We start from the raw sequence: 17,532 nt of genomic DNA on the forward strand, positions 1-17,532 counted from the left end.
GGGAGCCTTCCGTTCATCGCACACCGCCGGCGACCGTCTCGGCCAGCGCGGCCCGCAGGGCGAACCCCTGGGCGTCCCGACCGACCTGCGGCCACAGCGCCGGCAGCCGGCCGCCGTGGTCGACGCCGACCACCCGCCAGCCACTCTGCAACATGGCCAGGACGGCGGCGGCGTGGGCGTGCTCCGCCTCGGCCCGCGCCTTCTCCGGCAGGCTGAGCCAGGTGGAGCTGTTCAGCAGGAAGCCGACACAGGTGGCGCCGTTGCCCCGCAGCCCGGCCAGCAGCTCCGCCTCGGCGACGCTGACAGTGCCGAACAGGCCGATGATCAGACCGCCGTCGGCGCGTTGACGGACCCGCTGCACGAGGCCGGTGACCTCGGCGCGCTGATCCAGTCGGACCTCCGCGAGGTGGTCGAGCAGCGCGCCGTCCCCGCCGGCCTCCGAGGCGTCCACATCTGCGCCCGAGCCGGTGACCAGGCGCAACTTGTAACCGGCCTGCCGCAGGTGGACGGCGATGCTCGCGGCGGCCGACACCGACCACTCGAAACTGGCAGTCGGCCCCTCGCCCCGGTGGCCGTACGCCCTGGTGTCCAGGACGACTGTGGCCCGGCTCTCCCACGGTTGCTCCTCGCGGCGCACCATCAGCTCACCGGTGCGGGCGGTGGACTTCCAGTGCACCCGGCGCAGGTCGTCGCCGCGCCGGTACTCCCGGGTCGCCGCGTCGTCCTCGCCGTGCACCGCCACCGAGCGTGCCCGGCTGTCGCCGCTGCCCGCGTACTCCCCGGGGAGCCGGACCGACGGCAGCGGGGTGACCTGCGGGATGACCGTCAGGTGATCGGTGCTGGGGAAGGAGCGGGTGAGTTCACAGAGGCCGAACGGGTCGGTCATCCGGACGACCAGCGGGCCCACGTCGTAGCGGCCCCGAACGTCGGCCCGCACCGTGTACGCCACGGAGCTGGCCTGGTGCGCGCCGAGCCGCTCCAACACCACCCGGGGCCGGCTGCCCAGCGCGTAGGGCAGCCGGTCCTCCAGGAGCAGGGTGCCGGTCGGCAGCCGGGAGAGGTTCTGTAGGCGCAGCACCACCCGGGAGTTGGCGCCGACCGGAACCCGGTGCGGGTCCAGCGAACGGTTGCAGGCCAGCTTGTAGCGGCTCCGCCCGACGTAGGCGGCGGCCAGCAACGGCAGGATGGCCAACAGCACAGCCACCCGGAGCAGGTCCTTCTCGCCGAGGATGCCGGCCGAGATCGCCGCCGCGACCGCAGCGGCGAGGAAGGACCGACCGCGGGTGGTCAGCCCGCGTAGCCCGGCACGCACGTCATGGCCTCCGCGGCTCGTAGGGTGCGCGACCGTTGCCGGTGGCGGGTGGCCGGGTGTCGTACGGGTTGCGCTGCCTGTCGTGTGGCAGCGGCAGGCGGTGCACCAGCTCGGAGACGATCGCGTCGGTGGTGCGCCGGGCGAGCTGCGCGTCGGCGGTCGGGATGATCCGGTGGGCCAGCACCGGCACCGCCAGGGCCTGCAGATCGTCGGGGAGGACATAGTCGCGGCCCTCCAGGGCGGCGACCGCCCGGGCGGTGCGCAACAGTTGCAGGGTCGCCCGGGGGGACGCGCCGAGCCGCAGGTCGGGGGCCTCGCGGGTGGCGGTGACCAGGTCGATCGCGTACTGCTTGACCGCGTCCGCCACGTGCACCTGCCGGACGGTGGCGATCAACTGCCGGACGATGGCCGCGTCGGAGACCGCGCGCAGCTCGTGCAGCGGGTCGGTGGCGCCGTGCCCGTCGAGCATGGCCAGCTCGGCGTTGGAGTCCGGGTAACCCATCGCGATGCGGGCGGTGAACCGGTCGCGCTGCGCCTCGGGCAGCGGGTAGGTCCCCTCCATCTCGATCGGGTTCTGGGTGGCGATCACCATGAACGGGGTCTGGAGCTGGTACGTCACCCCGTCGACGGTGACCTGCCGCTCCTCCATGCACTCCAGCAACGCCGACTGGGTCTTCGGCGAGGCCCGGTTGATCTCGTCGCCGACCACCAGGTTGGCGAACACGGCGCCGGGGCGGAACTCGAAGTCGTGCGTCTCCTGGTTGTAGACGCTGACCCCGGTGACGTCGCTGGGCAGCAGGTCGGGGGTGAACTGGATCCGTCGGACCGTGCAGTCGATGGACCGCGCGAGGGCCTTGGCAAGCTTGGTCTTGCCGACACCCGGGACGTCTTCGATCAGGAGGTGACCCTCGGCGAGCAGGACGGCCAGGGCGAGCCGCACGGTGGCGGTCTTACCCTCGATGACCTGCTCGATGTTGGCCACGATGGCCTCGCTGGCGGCGCGGAACTCGTCGTGCGGCAACAGGCCGCCCACCTCGTCCCAGGTCTGTTGTGTCACGGGCCTCCTCCTCGTCGCCGTCACGGCAGCTCTCTAGAGAGCACCTGGACCCGCCGTTGGGTTCGCGACGTCGAGCCTCGTTTGCCGCAGGAATCTCACTAGTCTCTCAGGCTAACCATGTTTGTCGTTATCGCCGACCCCCGCAGGTAGTCCGTCGGTTACGCACCGATATTCGCCAACTCGGGGGAACGGCTTCGACAGCGCCCGGGGGCCGGCAGGGCGAACCATGGAAGAGGTACACTGCGGGGCATGGCCGGAGTCTTCCTGCTTCTTACCGGGCCGTGCTGATGCGCTGAACCCAGCGACAGCACGGCGGCCCCTCCTGCGCGAGGGGCTTTTTTGTGCCCGCCGCCGGCCCGGCCCGGTGGTGCCGAGACGAAGCGAAGCGAAGCGAGGAGAGACGATGAGTGAGGCAGCCGCACCGGCGGGCGACATTCCCCCGTTCCGGTACACAGCGGCCCTGGCCGACGAGATCGAGATTCGTTGGCAGGACATCTGGGCGCGCGAGGGCACCTTCCACGCACCGAACCCGACCGGCCCGCTGGCCGACCCGACCCACCCACGCGCCGGCGCGGAGAAGCTGTACGTGCTGGACATGTTTCCGTACCCGTCCGGAGCGGGCCTGCACGTCGGCCACCCGCTGGGCTACATCGGCACCGACTGCTACGCCCGCTACCAGCGGATGGCCGGTCGCAACGTGCTGCACGCGATGGGCTTCGACGCGTTCGGCCTGCCCGCCGAGCAGTACGCGGTGCAGACCGGCACCCACCCCCGGACCACCACCGTCGCGAACATCGAGCGGTACAAGGCGCAGCTGCGCCGGCTGGGGCTGGCGCACGACGAGCGCCGCTCGGTGGCCACCATCGACACCGACTTCTACCGCTGGACCCAGTGGATCTTCCTGCAGATCTTCAACTCCTGGTACGACAGCGACGCCGGCCGGGCCCGTCCGATCGCTGAGCTGATCGCCGAGTTCGAGGGCGGCAACCGGCCCACCCCGGACGGCCGCGCCTGGGCCGAGCTGAGCGTCGCCGAGCGCCGCCAGGTCGTCGACGACCACCGCCTGGCGTACGTCTCGCAGGCGCCGGTGAACTGGTGCCCGGGTCTGGGCACCGTGCTGGCCAACGAGGAGGTCACCGCCGACGGCCGTTCCGAGCGGGGCAACTTCCCGGTCTTCAAGCGCAACCTGAAGCAGTGGATGATGCGGATCACCGCGTACGGTGACCGGCTGCTGGACGACCTGGACAGCCTGGACTGGCCCGAGCCGATCAAGCTGATGCAGCGCAACTGGATCGGCCGCTCCACCGGTGCCCACGTGGACTTCCCGACCAGCGCGGCACCGGTGCGGGTGTTCACGACCCGCCCGGACACCGTCTTCGGCGCCACCTACATGGTGCTGGCGCCCGAGCACGAGCTGGTCGACACGCTGGCGTCGGCCAGCTGGCCGGACGGGACGAGGAACGCCTGGACCGGCGGGCACGCCAGCCCCCGGGAGGCGGTCGAGGCGTACCGCAAGGCGGCAGCCGCCAAGACCGACGTCGAGCGGCAGTCCGACACGAAGGAGAAGACCGGCGTCTTCATCGGCGCGTACGCCACCAACCCGGTCACCGGTGGGCAGATCCCGATCTTCATCGCCGACTACGTGCTGGCCGGCTACGGCACCGGCGCGATCATGGCGGTGCCGGCGCAGGACGAGCGGGACTGGGCGTTCGCCGAGGTCTTCGAGCTGCCCATCGTCCGTACCGTGCAGCCGGCCGAGGGCTTCGACGGCAAGGCGTACACAGGGGACGGCCCGGCGATCAACAGCGCCGCGCCCGAGCGCGGCCTGGACCTGAACGGGCTGGGGGTCGCCGACGCCAAGGCGGCGATCATCGCCTGGCTGGAGGCGAACGGGCACGGCACCGGCGCGGTGACCTACCGGCTGCGCGACTGGCTGTTCTCCCGGCAGCGTTACTGGGGCGAACCGTTCCCGATCGTCTACGACGAGACCGGCGCGGCCATCGCCCTGCCGGAGGAGATGCTGCCGGTCGAGCTGCCGGAGGTGGACGACTTCTCCCCGAAGACGTTCGACGCCGACGACGCCAACAGCAACCCGGAGACGCCGCTGTCACGGCGGCGCGACTGGGTCGAGGTCGAACTGGACCTGGGTGACGGGCCGAAGCGCTACACCCGGGAAACCAACGTGATGCCGCAGTGGGCCGGCTCCTGCTGGTACGAGCTGCGCTACCTGGACCCGACGAACAGCGAGCGGTTCGTCGACGCGGAGAACGAGCGGTACTGGATGGGCCCGCGCGCCGACGGTGACTGCGGGGGCACCGACCTGTACGTCGGTGGCGCCGAGCACGCCGTGCTGCACCTGCTGTACGCGCGGTTCTGGCACAAGGTGCTGTTCGACCTGGGGCACGTGTCGTCGTTCGAGCCGTTCCGCAAGCTGTTCAACCAGGGCATGATCCAGGCGTACGCGTACACCGACTCGCGCGGCAGCTACGTGCAGGCCGAGGAGGTCTTCGAGCGCGACGGCGCCTACTACCTGGGTGACCTGGCGGTCAACCGCGAGTACGGCAAGATGGGCAAGTCGCTGAAGAACGTGGTGACCCCCGACGACATGTGCGCCGCCTACGGCGCGGACACCTTCCGGGTGTACGAGATGTCGATGGGCCCGCTGGAGGTCTCCCGCCCCTGGGAGACCCGTGCGGTGGTCGGCTCGTACCGGTTCCTGCAACGGGTGTGGCGGGCCGTCGTCGACGAGCAGACGGGCGCCCTGCGAGTCACCGAGGACCCGGCCGACGAGGCGACCCGCCGGCTGCTGCACAAGGTGATCGACGGGGTCCGTGGCGACATGGACGGCATCCGGTTCAACACCGCCATCGCCAAGCTGATCGAGCTGACCAACGGGCTGACCCGACTGTCGGCCACGCCCCGCGAGGTGGCCGAGCCGCTGGTGCTGATGGTGGCGCCGTTCGCCCCGCACATGGCCGAGGAGTTGTGGCGCAAGCTGGGCCACGACACCTCGCTGACGTACGCGGACTTCCCGACCGCCGACCCGGCGCTGCTGGTGGCCGACACGGTGACGTACCCGGTGCAGGTGAACGGCAAGGTCCGTGGCCGCGTCGAGGTCCCCGCCGACGCCTCCGAGGAGAGCGTCCGCGCGGCGGCACTGGACGCGGTGGCGGCGACCCTGGGTGGCAAGGAGCCCCGCAAGGTCATCGTGGTCAAGGGCCGGATGGTCTCGGTAGTCGCCTAACCCCCGCACGCGCCTTGCTCCGCCCCCACCCCGCGATCTTGCAGTTTCGGTTTGGTTTTTGTCCCTTGTATCCGGTGATGCGGGGACAGAAACTGCAAGATCGCGGGAGTGGGGGGTGGGGTTAGACGGGCATGGTGCGACGGCGGCGACGTTCTGCTCGCCACCACTGGTGGATGAGCACCAGGCTGGCGATCAGGCCGAGGCTGGCCGGGGCCGCGGCGTACCAGTTGACGTGGCCGGGGGAGCTGACCGCCGCGCCGATCGCCGCGTAGCCGAAGGCGGTCGGCGCGGACGCGATCACGCTGCCGGCCAGGAACGGCAGCACTCGGGCGCCGGTCGTGCCGTAGCCGTAGCTGACCAGGCCGAAGCCGGCGATCGGCAGCAGCCGGACGGTGACCACACCGAGCACGCTCTGCCGGGCGAACCAGCCGTCGAGGCGGGCCAGGCGACCGCGGACCCGCTCGGCGACAAACTCCCGACCGAGCAACCGGCCGACAGTGAACCCGATCGCCGCCGCCACCAGCGCCGCGCCCAGGGCGTACGTGGCGCCCTCCAGCGGGCCGAAGATCGCACCTGCGGCGAGCGTGATGAAGGTCCGGGGCACCAGCGCGACAAGCAGCAGCGCACCACCGAGGATCGCCGCCACCGGGGCGAGGTCGCCCAGCCGGTCGGCGACCAGCGGCAACTGCGCCGGATCCGGCCGGGGCACCAGCAGCAGCAGTAACCCGCACCCGCCGATCAGCAGCAGGAGCAGCGCGAACCGGGCGGCCGACGGCTGCCGGAGCAGCCGCCGGACGGCACGGATCATGCCCGGGCGGCGGCCACCGCGGAGCGGCGCTCGTTGCGGAGCCGGTCCGACCATGTGTCGTCCAACGGCGGGAGCTGGTGTGCCCCGGTGGCCCAGCGCAGCAGCAGGTCGGCCAGGGCCGGGTTGCGCGCCAGCGCCGGCCCGTGCGAGTAGGTGCCCAGCAGCTTGCCGCGCCACGCGCCCTCGGTGGCGCCGTCGTTGCCCACCCCGGCGGTGACCCGGGCCAACGGGGAGACCTCCGGACCGAGGTGGGTGCGACCGCCGTGGTTCTCGAAACCGGTCAGCGGCGGCAGGCCGAGCCGGGGGTCGATCTCACCGGCCAGCTCGCCCACGGCCCGGCTCTCGCCCCGGTCGGACCGCAGGTCGAGCAGCTCCAGCCCGCGGCACTGCACACCCTTGGCGAAGAACGAGGTGCCGAGGAGCTGGTAGCCGGCGCAGACGCCGAACACCACCGAGCCCTGCGCGACGGCGCGGTGCAGGCCGCCGTCGGCCAGCAGCCGCTGGGCGCCGAGCGCCTGCGGGCCGTCCTCGCCGCCACCGACCAGGTAGATGTCGGCGGTCGCGGGCAGCCGCTCGTCGGAGCGGACCTCCAGCACCTCGACCGGCATCCCGCGCTGACGGGCCCGCCGGGCGAGGATCAGGGCGTTGCCCCGGTCTCCGTAGGTGGAGAGCAGGTCGGGGTAGATCCAGACGATGCGCAGACTCTCAGATGACACGGTCCAACTCCGCTCGGATGTCCTGGAACGCGGTGTAGTTCGCGATGACCTCCAGCCGGCCGGGCGGGACCGACCGGAGTGCGTCGTCGAACGTGCGGACGTGCTGGAACGGCACGTCGTTGACGTCCAGTCGCACCGCCAGGTCGTATGCCCGGTCGCCGGTGATCAACACCTGCCGGCCTCGGAGCGGGGCGAAGTCGACGTCGTAGAGCCAGGAGGTGTCCAGACCGTCGGGATCGCGCGCGTTGATGGAGAGCAGGGTCGGCGCGTCGTCGGCCATGTCGAACGCCTCCAGCCAACTGGCCGGGTTCTTGGCCAGCAGCAGCCGGATGTTGCGCCCGTCCTTGTCGACCTGTGCGTAGCGGCCGGCCACCGAGGTGACGATGCCGAGGCGGGACACCGCGTCGACCGGGCGGACGCCGAACTCGGCGGCCACCGCCAGCGCGGTCGCCGCGTTGCCGAGGTTGACCTTGCCGGGCAGTTGGAGGGAGACCTTGTGCCAGGCGCCGGTGGGGTCGAGCACGCCCTCGTCCTCGACGACCCAGTGCGGCTCCGGTCGGCGTAGCGGGCAGCCGGTGCACCACCACTGCTCGCCGGAGCGCTGGATGGTGGAGCCGCACTCCGGGCAGACCCAGGAGTCGTCGTGCCAGCGTTGGCCGGCACTGAACCACGTCACGTGCGGCGGGTTGATGCCCCGGGCGGGGTCACCCGGTGGGGTGGCGGCCCACACGACCAGCGGGTCGTCGGCGTTGGCCACCACCCGTACGTCGGTGTGCCGGACCAGCGCCGCGCGCCAGAGCTGCGCCATCATGGCGACCTCCTTGGCGCGGTCGAGCTGGTCGCGGGAGAGGTTCAGCAGCGCGACAACGTGCGGCTCGGTCGCCTCCAGCACCTGCGCGAGGTAGTGCTCGTCGACCTCCAGCACCGCGTACGGGGTGCTGCCGGCCTTGGCCAGCGCCGAGGTGTGCCCGCTGGGCATGTTGGCGCCGAACGAGTTGGTGGCGACCCGGCCGAGCACGCCGACAGCGGCGGAGGTCAGTCGGGTGGTGGTGGTCTTGCCGTTGGTGCCGGAGACGAGCGCGATCGCGCGCCCGGCCGACAGGTGGGCCAGCAGGTCCGGATCGATCTTCAGGCCGATCCACCCGCCGATCACTGAACCGTCGCCACGGCCGGCCGCCCGGGAGAGCGCCGCGGCGGTCCGTGACACGGAGCTGGCCACCTTGGCCCGTAGGGGCATTTTCGCGTCCGTCACGCGAGCGAGGTTACCGGACCGCCGACCCCACCAGATCGCCGCCGACGGGGAACCGTTCGGCAGTGGTGGCTGCGCGGGCGGCCGGGTCGGCCTCCCCCGGACGGAGTCGATCTATGTCGGAAAGCGGACCACGCCGAGGGGCGGCCGAAGCCCTCCACTCCGCTCCACCCCTTGTGACGTGCGGTTTTGTCCCCGGGTCAGGCGCGCCACGCGGGCGAATTTGGTTGCGGGTGGAGGGAAGTGGAGTAGAGTGGGGACCAATGGTGAGGCCGGGAGGGCTCACCGGCCCGGGGGGTCAGCGGCGCCGCGAACGCCGCTCAGGGGCGAGGGGGTTGGGCCGATGTTTCTCGGCACCCACACTCCGCGCCTGGACGAAAAGGGCCGGTTGATCCTTCCGGCCAAGTTCCGGGATGAGCTGGCGGGGGGTGTCGTGGTCACTAAAGGGCAGGAGCGCTGCCTCTACGTCTTCCCGACCCCTGAGTTCCAGCGGATCGCGGAGCAGTTGCGCGCACAGCCGATGACCCACAAGGCGGCCCGGGCCTACAGCCGGGTCTTCTTCGCCAGCGCGCACGACGAGGTTCCGGACAAGCAGGGTCGGGTGACCATTCCGGCTCACCTGCGGGCCTATGCCGCGCTGGACCGCGAGTTGGTGGTGATCGGCGCGAGCACGCGGGTGGAGATCTGGGACAAGGTCGCCTGGGAGACCTACCTCGCCGAGAGCGAAGACGACTTCGCCGACATCGAGGAGGGGGTGCTGCCCGGCGGTCTGTAGGGCGGTAACGGCGCCCGACGTACTGCGAGATCTCCAGCCGCTTTCGAGTTCCTGGCATCACTTCCCCGGTGCCAGGCGCACGATCCAGTCATTGGGCGACGGTCCGGTGTCAGGCGGGAGCGGATGGGGATCTGGCGGTACGACGGCAGCGCCGTCCGACGACAGGCGCACGAGAAGAACGGACGTTTCAACCAGTGGGGGTCATCATGGGGGAGTTGCGCGGCACGCACGTGCCGGTGCTGCTCGAGCGGTGTCTCGAGCTGCTGGCCCCCGCGCTGGGTCGAGGCGGCCGGACGGTCTACGTCGACGCGACGCTCGGTCTGGCCGGGCACGCGGAGGCGGTGCTCGAGGCGCATCCAGAAACGGTCCTGATCGGGCTCGACCGGGACACCGAGGCGCTCGCTCACGCGCGGGTCCGGCTGGCCCGGTTCGCCGATCGGGTGCACCTGGAACACGCCGTCTACGACGAGTTGCCGGACGTGCTGGACCGGCTGGGCTATCCGGCCATCGACGGCATCCTGTTCGACCTGGGCGTCTCGTCGTTGCAGTTGGACGCGCCCGACCGAGGGTTCGCGTACGCCCAGGACGCGCCGTTGGACATGCGGATGGATCAGACCCGGGGGGTGACCGCCGAAGAGGTGGTCAACACGTACGCGCATCCGGACCTGGCCCGGGTGCTGCGGGTCTACGGCGAGGAGAAGTTCGCCGGTCGGATCGCCTCGGCGATCATCCGGCAGCGGGAGCGGGCCCGGATCACCTCGTCCGCGCTGCTGGCGGAACTGGTTCGGGACTCCATCCCTGCACCAGCCCGACGAACGGGCGGGCACCCGGCAAAGAGAACGTTTCAGGCTTTACGGATCGAGGTAAACAGAGAGCTGGCAGCGCTGGAGACAGCGTTGCCATCCGCACTCGACGCACTGACAGTGGGCGGTCGCATGGTGGTCCTGTCCTACCACTCGCTGGAGGACAGGCTCACCAAGGCGGCCCTCACGGACCGGGTCCGCAGTAAGGGCCCGATTGACCTCCCGGTCGAGCTTCCCGGGTCCGGTCCGACGTTCCGGCTGCTCAGCCGGGGCGCCGAACTGCCGGGGGAGGCGGAGGTCGCCGCGAACCCGCGGGCCGCCTCGGTGCGGCTGCGGGCCGCGGAGCGACTCGACCCGAACGCGACAGAGCACTGGCGGACCGACCGCGAACGGTCTCGCCGACGGGTGAAGGGAATGCACCAACCGGGCACGGGGTCCGCCTGATCCGTGGGGGGTCAGGGGCACCGGGACGGCTAGAGGGACGGACGTTGAGGGGGAGGGACATGAGCATTGACAAGCGCGACCGCCGGGACGTCACCGGCGGCGGGCAGCGCGCACCGCGGTCGGGGGGCCGGATCGCGGCGGAGCGGGCTCCGCGCCTCGGAAACGGTACGCCACGCATCGATCGAACGAATCGGCAGGGGGAGACTCGCGCCCGGGGGGCGCGCGAGTTCCCGACTCAGGGCAGCGCCGCGCTGCGACCGGTCGAGAAGACCGCCAGCGCCACCAGCGCCCGGCCGCCGCGGCTGCGGGTGGCGCCGCCGCCGCCGATCTCGGTGCCGCGTGCTCCGTTCGCGGCGCTGATCGTGGTGCTCGTGGTCGGCGGGGTGCTGGGCATCCTGGCGGTCAACACCAAGATCAATGAGAACGCGTTCCGGCTTGAGCGGTTGCAGCAGCAGCAGGCTCGACTGGACCTGGAGAAGCAGCAACTGGACAAGCAGATCGCCGAGTCCAAGGCGCCGGGCAACCTGACCGCCGAGGCGCGCCGGCTGGGCCTGGTGGACGCGGGCGAGCCCGGCTACATCCGGCTGCCGGACGGCAAGACCATCGGCGTGCCCCAGCCGGCGACCGGCGAGCCGTCGGTGACCAGCCAGGGTGCGGGAGGCTGACCGGTGCCACCAAGGTCGGACGAGCCGCGCCGGGACCCTACGGGGTCCCGGCGCGGTTCTGCACGTGACCCTCGACCCGCCGACAGCGAGCCCCGCACCGGCGACCCAGGCGTCGGGGGCATCTCCGGCGCCCGCGCGTACACCCCGAGGGGTCGGACGGTCCGCGAGGAACGCGCCACTCCGGCGCGCGGGCAGGGTGCGGAGCAACGGCGTACACCGCGAAGCAGCACCCGGTCCGGTGACCCTTTCCGGCCGGCGTTGCAGGTGCTCGACGGGGGCCGGGCCGCCGCCCGGGCCGGCCGGCGCGACGCTCCGGCCGCCGGACGCGGTCAGGTGGTGCGCACCGTCGCGTCGCGTACCCCCCGTGGCCTGGCCGGCGACGAGCCGCCGCCGCGTCGCCGGACCACCACGCCTCGCGCGCCGCGGCGCACCGACCGACCGGTGGCCCGGCGGCCGATCCGCAAGCCACGACGCCCACCGAAGCTTGCCGACTCGCGGCTGCGGCTGCGGCTGGGCACCGTGCTCGCGCTGACCCTGTTCGCTGTCATCGGGATCCGGCTGATCTTCCTCCAGGCGGTCGACGCTCCGGCGTACGCCGGGGGCGGCACCGCCGACCGTCTCCGCATCGTCGAGCTGCCGGCGCCACGGGGTGCTATCTACGACAGCACCGGCGCGCCGCTGGCCCGCAGTGTCGAGGCACGGTACGTGTTCGCCGATCCGACCAAGGTGGAGGACCCGCCCGGCATCGCCAAGGCGCTCTCCCCGCTGCTCGGCATTCCGGTGTCGAAGCTCATGGAGTTGATGAAGCCCCGCAAGTTGGAGAACGGCAAGGACTCCACGTTCGCCTACCTCGCCCGGGGCGTGGAGATCCCGACCGCCAAGCGGGTGCAGGCGCTGGAGCTGCCCGGTGTCGGCGTGCACCGCGACGAGCGCCGCGAGGTGCCCGGCGGTGACCTGGCGGCCAACCTGCTCGGCTTCACCAGCCAGGACATGGACGGGCTGGAAGGGCTGGAGGCCCGCTACGACGACGTGCTCGCCGGTCAGGACGGAAAGCGGGTGTACGAGGCCGGCCTCGGCGACCTCGACGCACCGATCCCGGGCGGTTACAGCCGGACCACTGTCGCCAAGCCGGGCAGCTCGCTCGCCCTCACCATCAACGGCGACCTGCAGTTCCGGACGCAGCAGATCCTCAGCGCCGGAATGGCCCAGGCGCCGGGTGGCACCGGCGCGGCCGTGATCATCGAGATTCCCTCCGGCGCGGTGCTGGCCCAGGCCAGCAACCCCACCTACAACGCGGCGAAGCCGACGCCCAGCGACCCGGTCGCCCGGGAGGACGCCGCGACCAGCTTCGTCGTCGACCCGGGCTCGGTGCACAAGGCCATCACCTACGGCGCGGCGTTGCAGGAAGGGGTGATCACCCCGGACACCACGCTGCCCATCGCCAACAGCATCAAGAAGGGCGACACCTGGTTCTCCGACACGCACCCCGCCGACGGCAAACGGATGAGCGTGCCGGGAATGCTCGCCTACTCGTCGAACGTCGGCACGATCACGATCGCCGACAAACTCGGGCCGGACCGGCTGATCGACTACCAGAAGCGATTCGGGCTGGGCAAGCCCACCGGCGAGGGGATGCCCGGGGAGGCCAGCGGGCGACTGCTGCCGGCCGACGAGTGGAGCGAATCGTCGCAGGGGTCGGTGCCCATCGGGCACAGCGTCGACGCCACCCCGTTGCAGATGGCCGCCGCGTACGCCGCCATCGCCAACAACGGCACGTACGTGCAGCCGCACCTGGTCAAGGAGGTGATCGGGCCGGACGGCAAGCGCACCCCCGCGGCGGCCCCGGTGACCCGGTCGGTGCTCAGCCCGCAGAACGCCGCGGCCCTGCGCACCATGCTGGAGGCGGTCACCACCGTCGACCACGCCACCGGCCTGACCGCCGCGGTCCCCGGTTACCGGGTCGCCGGCAAGACCGGCACCGGGTGGCGGCTGGTGAACGGCAAGAAGCAGCCCGGTGAGGTGTCCTCGTTCATCGGGATGGCCCCCGCCGAGAACCCGCGCTACGTGATCGCCGTCTTCGTCTACGCGCCCAACGGCGGAGGCGCGGCGATCGCCAATCCGGCGTTCCGGGACATGATGCAGTTCACTCTGCGTCACTACCGGGTGCCGCCCTCAACCGGCGGATCCGCGCCCAAGTTCGTGGTCTATCCGCGCTGAGCAGCAATGGCGGGACATCATCGGTGAGTGCCGACGAACCACCGGGGCGGCTGTGCGGCCGGAACCGGACGACCGGGTAGGGTCTGACGCCGTGCCCGGCAATCCACGTCCACGTACCGTGACCGGAGTCCGGCTCGGTGATCTCGCCGTCCGGCTCGCCGTCGACCTTCCGGCGGACGCCGCCGCGGTGGTCGTCACCGGGGTCACCCATGCCAGCCAGGAGGTTCGCCCCGGCGACCTGTACGCGGCGCTGCCCGGTGCCCGTCGGCACGGCGCGGAGTTCGCCGCCGGCGCCGTCGAGGCGGGTGCCGTGGCGCTGCTGACCGACAGGGCCGGTGCGGAGTTGGCGGCGGGAACCGGTCTGCCCGCCCTGGTGGTGCCCGACCCGCGCGCCGTGCTCGGCGAGCTGGCCTCGGCCGTGTACGGCGATCCGACAGCCGATCTCACGGTGATCGGAGTGACCGGCACCGCGGGTAAGACGTCCACCGCGTACCTGATCGAGTCGGGGCTGCGGGCCGCCGGGCACACCACCGGGCTGGTCGGGACGGTGGAGACCCGGCTCGGTGATCTGGTGATCGACAGTGTCCGCACCACCCCCGAGGCGACCGACCTGCACGCCATGTTGGCCACCGCCCGCGAGCGTGGGGTCACCGCAGTGGTCATGGAGGTCTCCAGCCACGCGCTGGCCATGGGCCGGGTGGGCGGTGTGCGGTTCGCCGTCGGCGGTTACACCAACTTCGGCTCCGACCACCTCGACTTCCACGCCGACAGCGACGACTACTTCGCCGCGAAGGCCCAGCTCTTCGACGGGCGCTGCGCGGTCGAGGTGCTCAACCACGACGACCCGGCGTTGACGCCGCTGCTCAAGCCGACCACTGTCACCTACTCGGCGGCCGGTGAGCAGGGCGCGACCTGGTGGGCCGACGGTGTGGGCGGCGAGGGGTACGCGCAGCGGTTCACCGCGCACGGCCCGAACGGCGTGACGGTGTCCGCCGGTGTCGCGCTGCCCGGCCGGCACAACGTGGCCAACGCGCTGCTGGCCATCGCCGCACTGGTCGGTGCCGGGGTGGACCCGGTGACCGCGGCGACCGGTGTGGCTGCCTGCGGGGGCGTCCCGGGCCGGCTGGAACTGGTCGACGTGGCCGCGCCGGTGCGCGGGGTGGTCGACTACGCCCACAAGTCGGACGCGATAGTGGCCGCGCTCGCCGCGCTGCGCGAGCTGAGCGCCGGCCGACTGATCTGTGTGATCGGCGCCGGTGGGGACCGGGACCGGGGCAAGCGGCCGGTGATGGGCGCCGCCGCGGCGGAGGGAGCCGACGTGGTGCTGGTGACCGACGACAACCCGCGCACCGAGGATCCGGGGGAGATTCGCGCCGAGGTGCTGGCCGGGGCGTACCGGGCCGGCACTGCCGCTCGGATCATCGAGGTGGCGGGCCGCCGCGCAGCGATCGACGAGGCGGTGCGGCTGGCCGAGCCGGGCGACGTGATCGCGCTGCTCGGCAAGGGCCATGAGCGCGGCCAGGAGGTGGCGGGTCAGGTGCTTCCGTTCGACGACAGCATCGAGTTGGCCGAGGCGTTGCGAGCCCGCTTCGGGGACCTGGCGGGTCAGCGGTGATCACGCTGAGCCTGGCCGAGGTGGCCGCGGCGGTCGACGGGCGGCTGGTGGCCGCCGACCCGGCCGCCACAGTCACCGGGTCGGTGGAGTTCGACTCGCGCAAGGTGGGACCCGGTTCGCTCTTCGTGGCCTTCCCGGGGGAGAAGGTCGACGGGCACGACTACGCGGCGACGGCGATCCAGGCCGGCGCGGTGGCGGTGCTCGGCAGCCGAGAGGTGCCCGGGGTGCCGATGGTGCTTGTCGACGACGCCCTGACCGCGATGGGCCGACTGGCCCGCGCGGCGGTGGACCGGCTGACCGGGCTGACCGTGATCGGTGTGACCGGCTCGTCCGGCAAGACCACCACGAAGGACCTGATCGGTCAGCTCACCGCCCGTCTCGGGGCCACTGTGGCACCACCCGGCTCGTTCAACAACGAGCTGGGGCACCCGTACACCGCCCTGAGGGCTGACTCGGACACCCGCTACCTGGTGATGGAGAAGGGCGCGCGCGGGGTCGGGCACGTGCGGTACCTGTGCGAGCTGGTGCCGCCCCGGATCTCCGTGGTGCTCAACGTCGGCACGTCGCACATCGGCGAGTTCGGCTCGCAGGACGCCATCGCCCTGGCCAAGGGCGAGCTGGTCGAGGCGCTGCCGCCGGACGGGCTGGCCGTGCTGAACGCCGACGACCCCCGGGTGGACGCGATGGCGGGCCGCACACAGGCCCGGGTGGTCCGCTACGGCGAGGCGCCCGACGCCGACGTGCGCGCCGAGGACGTCACGCTCGACGAGCGGGGTCACCCGTCGTACACACTGGTCACCCCGGAGGGTCGCGCCCCGGTGCGGCTCCGGCTGGCCGGCCGCCACCAGGTCGGGAACACCCTCGCGGCGGCGGCGGTCGCCCGGGAGCTGGGCATGCCGCTGGCCGAGCTGGCCACGGCCCTCGGCGAGCTGGGGCTGGTCTCGACCCGACGGATGGACGTCTTCGACCGCCCCGACGGGGTGACAGTGATCGACGACTCGTACAACGCCAACCCGGCCTCGATGGCGGTCGCGGTGCGGGCGCTCGCCAGCATGGGCCAGGGGCGGCGTACCGTCGCGGTGCTTGGTTACATGGCCGAGCTGGGCCCGTTCGAGTACGACGGCCACGCCGAGGTCGGCCAACTCGCGGCCGAGCTGGGTGTCGACCGGCTGCTCGTGGTGGGCGAGCCGGCCGCGCCGATCCACGAAGGCGCGACAGCTGTAGCAAACTGGGGAGGAGAGTCGGTGCTGCTCACCGATCAGGCGGCGGCCGTCGAGGTGCTGCGGAGCGAGCTACGACCGGGTGACGTCGTCCTGGTCAAGGGCTCCCGGTACCGGACCTGGGAAGTGGCCGACGCCCTGCGCGCCGACGCCGGTGGGGAGTCGACCCGATGAGGGCGGTCATCGTCGCCATCGGGGTGGCGTTCCTCGTCTCGCTCTTCTGCACCCCGATCGCGATCAAGGTCTTCACCCGGCTCAAGGCCGGTCAGCCGATCCGGTCCGACGGCCCCGCCATGCACCAGGGCAAGAAGGGCACGCCCACCATGGGTGGCGTGGTCTTCATCCTGGCCACTGTGATCGCGTACGTGGCCGGGCACCTCGCCCTGACCACCCTGCCGGACCAGCAGATCGCCCAGGTGGAGCCGACCATCACCGCGCTGGTGCTGCTGGGCCTGATGGTCTTCTCCGGCGCTGTGGGTTTCCTCGACGACTTCCTGAAGGTGCGCAAGCGCAACAGCGCCGGGCTGAACAAGCGCGGCAAGTTGCTCGGGCAGATCCTGGTCGGTGCGGTCTTCGGGGTGATCGCGCTGTGGTTCCCGAGCACGATGACAAACGGTTCGGGCCTGGCGACCAACACCGAGACGGTGGGCAGCACCACGCTGAGCTTCATCCGGGACATCGACTTCCTGGAGGTCAGCAAGGTCGGCGCGGTGATCATCTTCATCTTCGTGGTGATGGCCGCGACGAACGGCGTCAACCTCACCGACGGTCTGGACGGTCTGGCCACCGGCGCGTCGGTGATGGTGCTCGCCGCGTACGCGCTGATCGCGTTCTGGCAGTACCGGCACTGGTGCGCCGACCCGAACTACACCCAGCCGTACTGCTACGAGGTCCGCGACCCATTGGAGATCGCGCTGATCGCCGGGGCTGCGGCCGGTGCCTGTGTGGGCTTCCTCTGGTGGAACACCTCCCCGGCGCGGATCTTCATGGGCGACACCGGTGCGTTGGGGCTGGGCGGTCTGATCGCCGGCATGGCGATGTCCACCCGCACCATCCTGCTACTGCCGATCATCGGCGGGCTCTTCGTGATCATCACGATGTCCGTGGTGATCCAGATCATCTCCTTCAAGACCACCGGTAAACGGGTGTTCCGAATGTCTCCGCTCCAGCACCACTTCGAGTTGGCGGGCTGGAGCGAGGTCAACATCGTGGTGCGCTTCTGGATCATCGCCGGCATCGGCGTGGCCATCGCCCTGGGCCTGTTCTACAGCGAGTTCCTCGCCAACATGACCTGATCCCCGCCTCGCCCCCCGCCCCCTCGCCCCGTCGATCTTGCACTTTCGGTTGGCGCAACGTCCACTTGTGGGCGTTTGGTCGCCACTCAAAGTGCAAGATCGACGCGTGTCG

At 71.5% G+C, this 17,532-nt stretch carries 12 protein-coding genes and 1 pseudogene; 8 read left to right on the top strand and 5 right to left on the bottom strand.

Annotation, left to right across the window (positions count from 1 at the left end; genetic code table 11):
• Window positions 1–13: 13 nt before the first annotated feature.
• Together AB0K35_RS20220 and AB0K35_RS20225 are read right to left on the bottom strand one after the other, a co-directional pair.
• Window positions 14–1,312 carry a DUF58 domain-containing protein gene (locus tag AB0K35_RS20220; protein WP_363886806.1) on the bottom strand — a complete coding sequence of 433 codons (1,299 nt, stop codon included), beginning with the start codon at window positions 1,310–1,312 and terminating at the stop codon, window positions 14–16.
• Between the two features lies 1 nt (window position 1,313).
• Window positions 1,314–2,369 carry a MoxR family ATPase gene (locus AB0K35_RS20225; protein WP_091407670.1) on the bottom strand — a complete coding sequence of 352 codons (1,056 nt, stop codon included), beginning with the start codon at window positions 2,367–2,369 and terminating at the stop codon, window positions 1,314–1,316.
• 403 nt (window positions 2,370–2,772) lie between these two features.
• On the opposite strand from AB0K35_RS20225, the gene leuS reads away from it, so the two are divergent.
• Window positions 2,773–5,613, top strand: coding sequence for a leucine--tRNA ligase (gene leuS, locus AB0K35_RS20230; RefSeq protein ID WP_363886809.1), 2,841 nt, complete (start codon window positions 2,773–2,775; stop codon window positions 5,611–5,613).
• A gap of 121 nt (window positions 5,614–5,734) precedes the next feature.
• On the opposite strand, the gene AB0K35_RS20235 is transcribed toward leuS, so the two are convergent.
• The 3 genes from AB0K35_RS20235 to AB0K35_RS20245 are packed head-to-tail and all read right to left on the bottom strand — an operon-like array spanning window position 5,735 to window position 8,374.
• Window positions 5,735–6,421, bottom strand: a complete 687-nt coding sequence (locus AB0K35_RS20235; RefSeq protein WP_238667389.1) for a VTT domain-containing protein — start codon at window positions 6,419–6,421, stop codon at window positions 5,735–5,737.
• On the bottom strand, window positions 6,418–7,137 hold the full coding sequence (locus AB0K35_RS20240) for a glutamine amidotransferase (protein WP_091407683.1): 720 nt from the start codon (window positions 7,135–7,137) through the stop codon (window positions 6,418–6,420). Before AB0K35_RS20240 ends, AB0K35_RS20235 begins: the two co-directional genes overlap by 4 nt.
• Window positions 7,127–8,374, bottom strand: a complete 1,248-nt coding sequence (locus tag AB0K35_RS20245) for a MurT ligase domain-containing protein (RefSeq protein WP_091407686.1) — start codon at window positions 8,372–8,374, stop codon at window positions 7,127–7,129. Before AB0K35_RS20245 ends, AB0K35_RS20240 begins: the two co-directional genes overlap by 11 nt.
• Before the next feature lie 355 nt (window positions 8,375–8,729).
• On the opposite strand from AB0K35_RS20245, the gene mraZ reads away from it, so the two are divergent.
• From mraZ to mraY, 7 genes and pseudogenes are all read left to right on the top strand, one after another.
• Window positions 8,730–9,161, top strand: coding sequence for a division/cell wall cluster transcriptional repressor MraZ (gene mraZ / locus AB0K35_RS20250; protein WP_030488958.1), 432 nt, complete (start codon window positions 8,730–8,732; stop codon window positions 9,159–9,161).
• A 206-nt stretch (window positions 9,162–9,367) separates the two neighbouring features.
• Window positions 9,368–10,478: pseudogene (gene rsmH, locus AB0K35_RS20255) on the top strand (16S rRNA (cytosine(1402)-N(4))-methyltransferase RsmH).
• On the top strand, window positions 10,468–11,073 hold the full coding sequence (locus AB0K35_RS20260) for a hypothetical protein (RefSeq protein WP_238667388.1): 606 nt from the start codon (window positions 10,468–10,470) through the stop codon (window positions 11,071–11,073). Before rsmH ends, AB0K35_RS20260 begins: the two are co-directional and overlap by 11 nt.
• A 3-nt stretch (window positions 11,074–11,076) precedes the next feature.
• Entirely contained in the window at window positions 11,077–13,290 is a 2,214-nt protein-coding gene (locus AB0K35_RS20265) for a penicillin-binding protein 2 (RefSeq protein WP_363886812.1), read from the top strand.
• Between the two features lie 52 nt (window positions 13,291–13,342).
• Window positions 13,343–14,905, top strand: a complete 1,563-nt coding sequence (locus tag AB0K35_RS20270) for a UDP-N-acetylmuramoyl-L-alanyl-D-glutamate--2,6-diaminopimelate ligase (RefSeq protein WP_363886814.1) — start codon at window positions 13,343–13,345, stop codon at window positions 14,903–14,905.
• Window positions 14,902–16,299: a UDP-N-acetylmuramoyl-tripeptide--D-alanyl-D-alanine ligase gene (gene murF / locus AB0K35_RS20275; protein ID WP_363886817.1), complete on the top strand. Its 1,398-nt coding sequence runs from the start codon at window positions 14,902–14,904 to the stop codon at window positions 16,297–16,299. Before AB0K35_RS20270 ends, murF begins: the two co-directional genes overlap by 4 nt.
• Window positions 16,296–17,420, top strand: a complete 1,125-nt coding sequence (gene mraY / locus AB0K35_RS20280) for a phospho-N-acetylmuramoyl-pentapeptide-transferase (RefSeq protein WP_030334519.1) — start codon at window positions 16,296–16,298, stop codon at window positions 17,418–17,420. The genes murF and mraY overlap by 4 nt, the downstream gene beginning before the upstream one ends.
• Window positions 17,421–17,532 lie beyond the last annotated feature (112 nt).

Source organism: Micromonospora sp. NPDC053740, from assembly GCF_040677775.1.
GTDB lineage: Bacteria > Actinomycetota > Actinomycetes > Mycobacteriales > Micromonosporaceae > Micromonospora > Micromonospora alfalfae.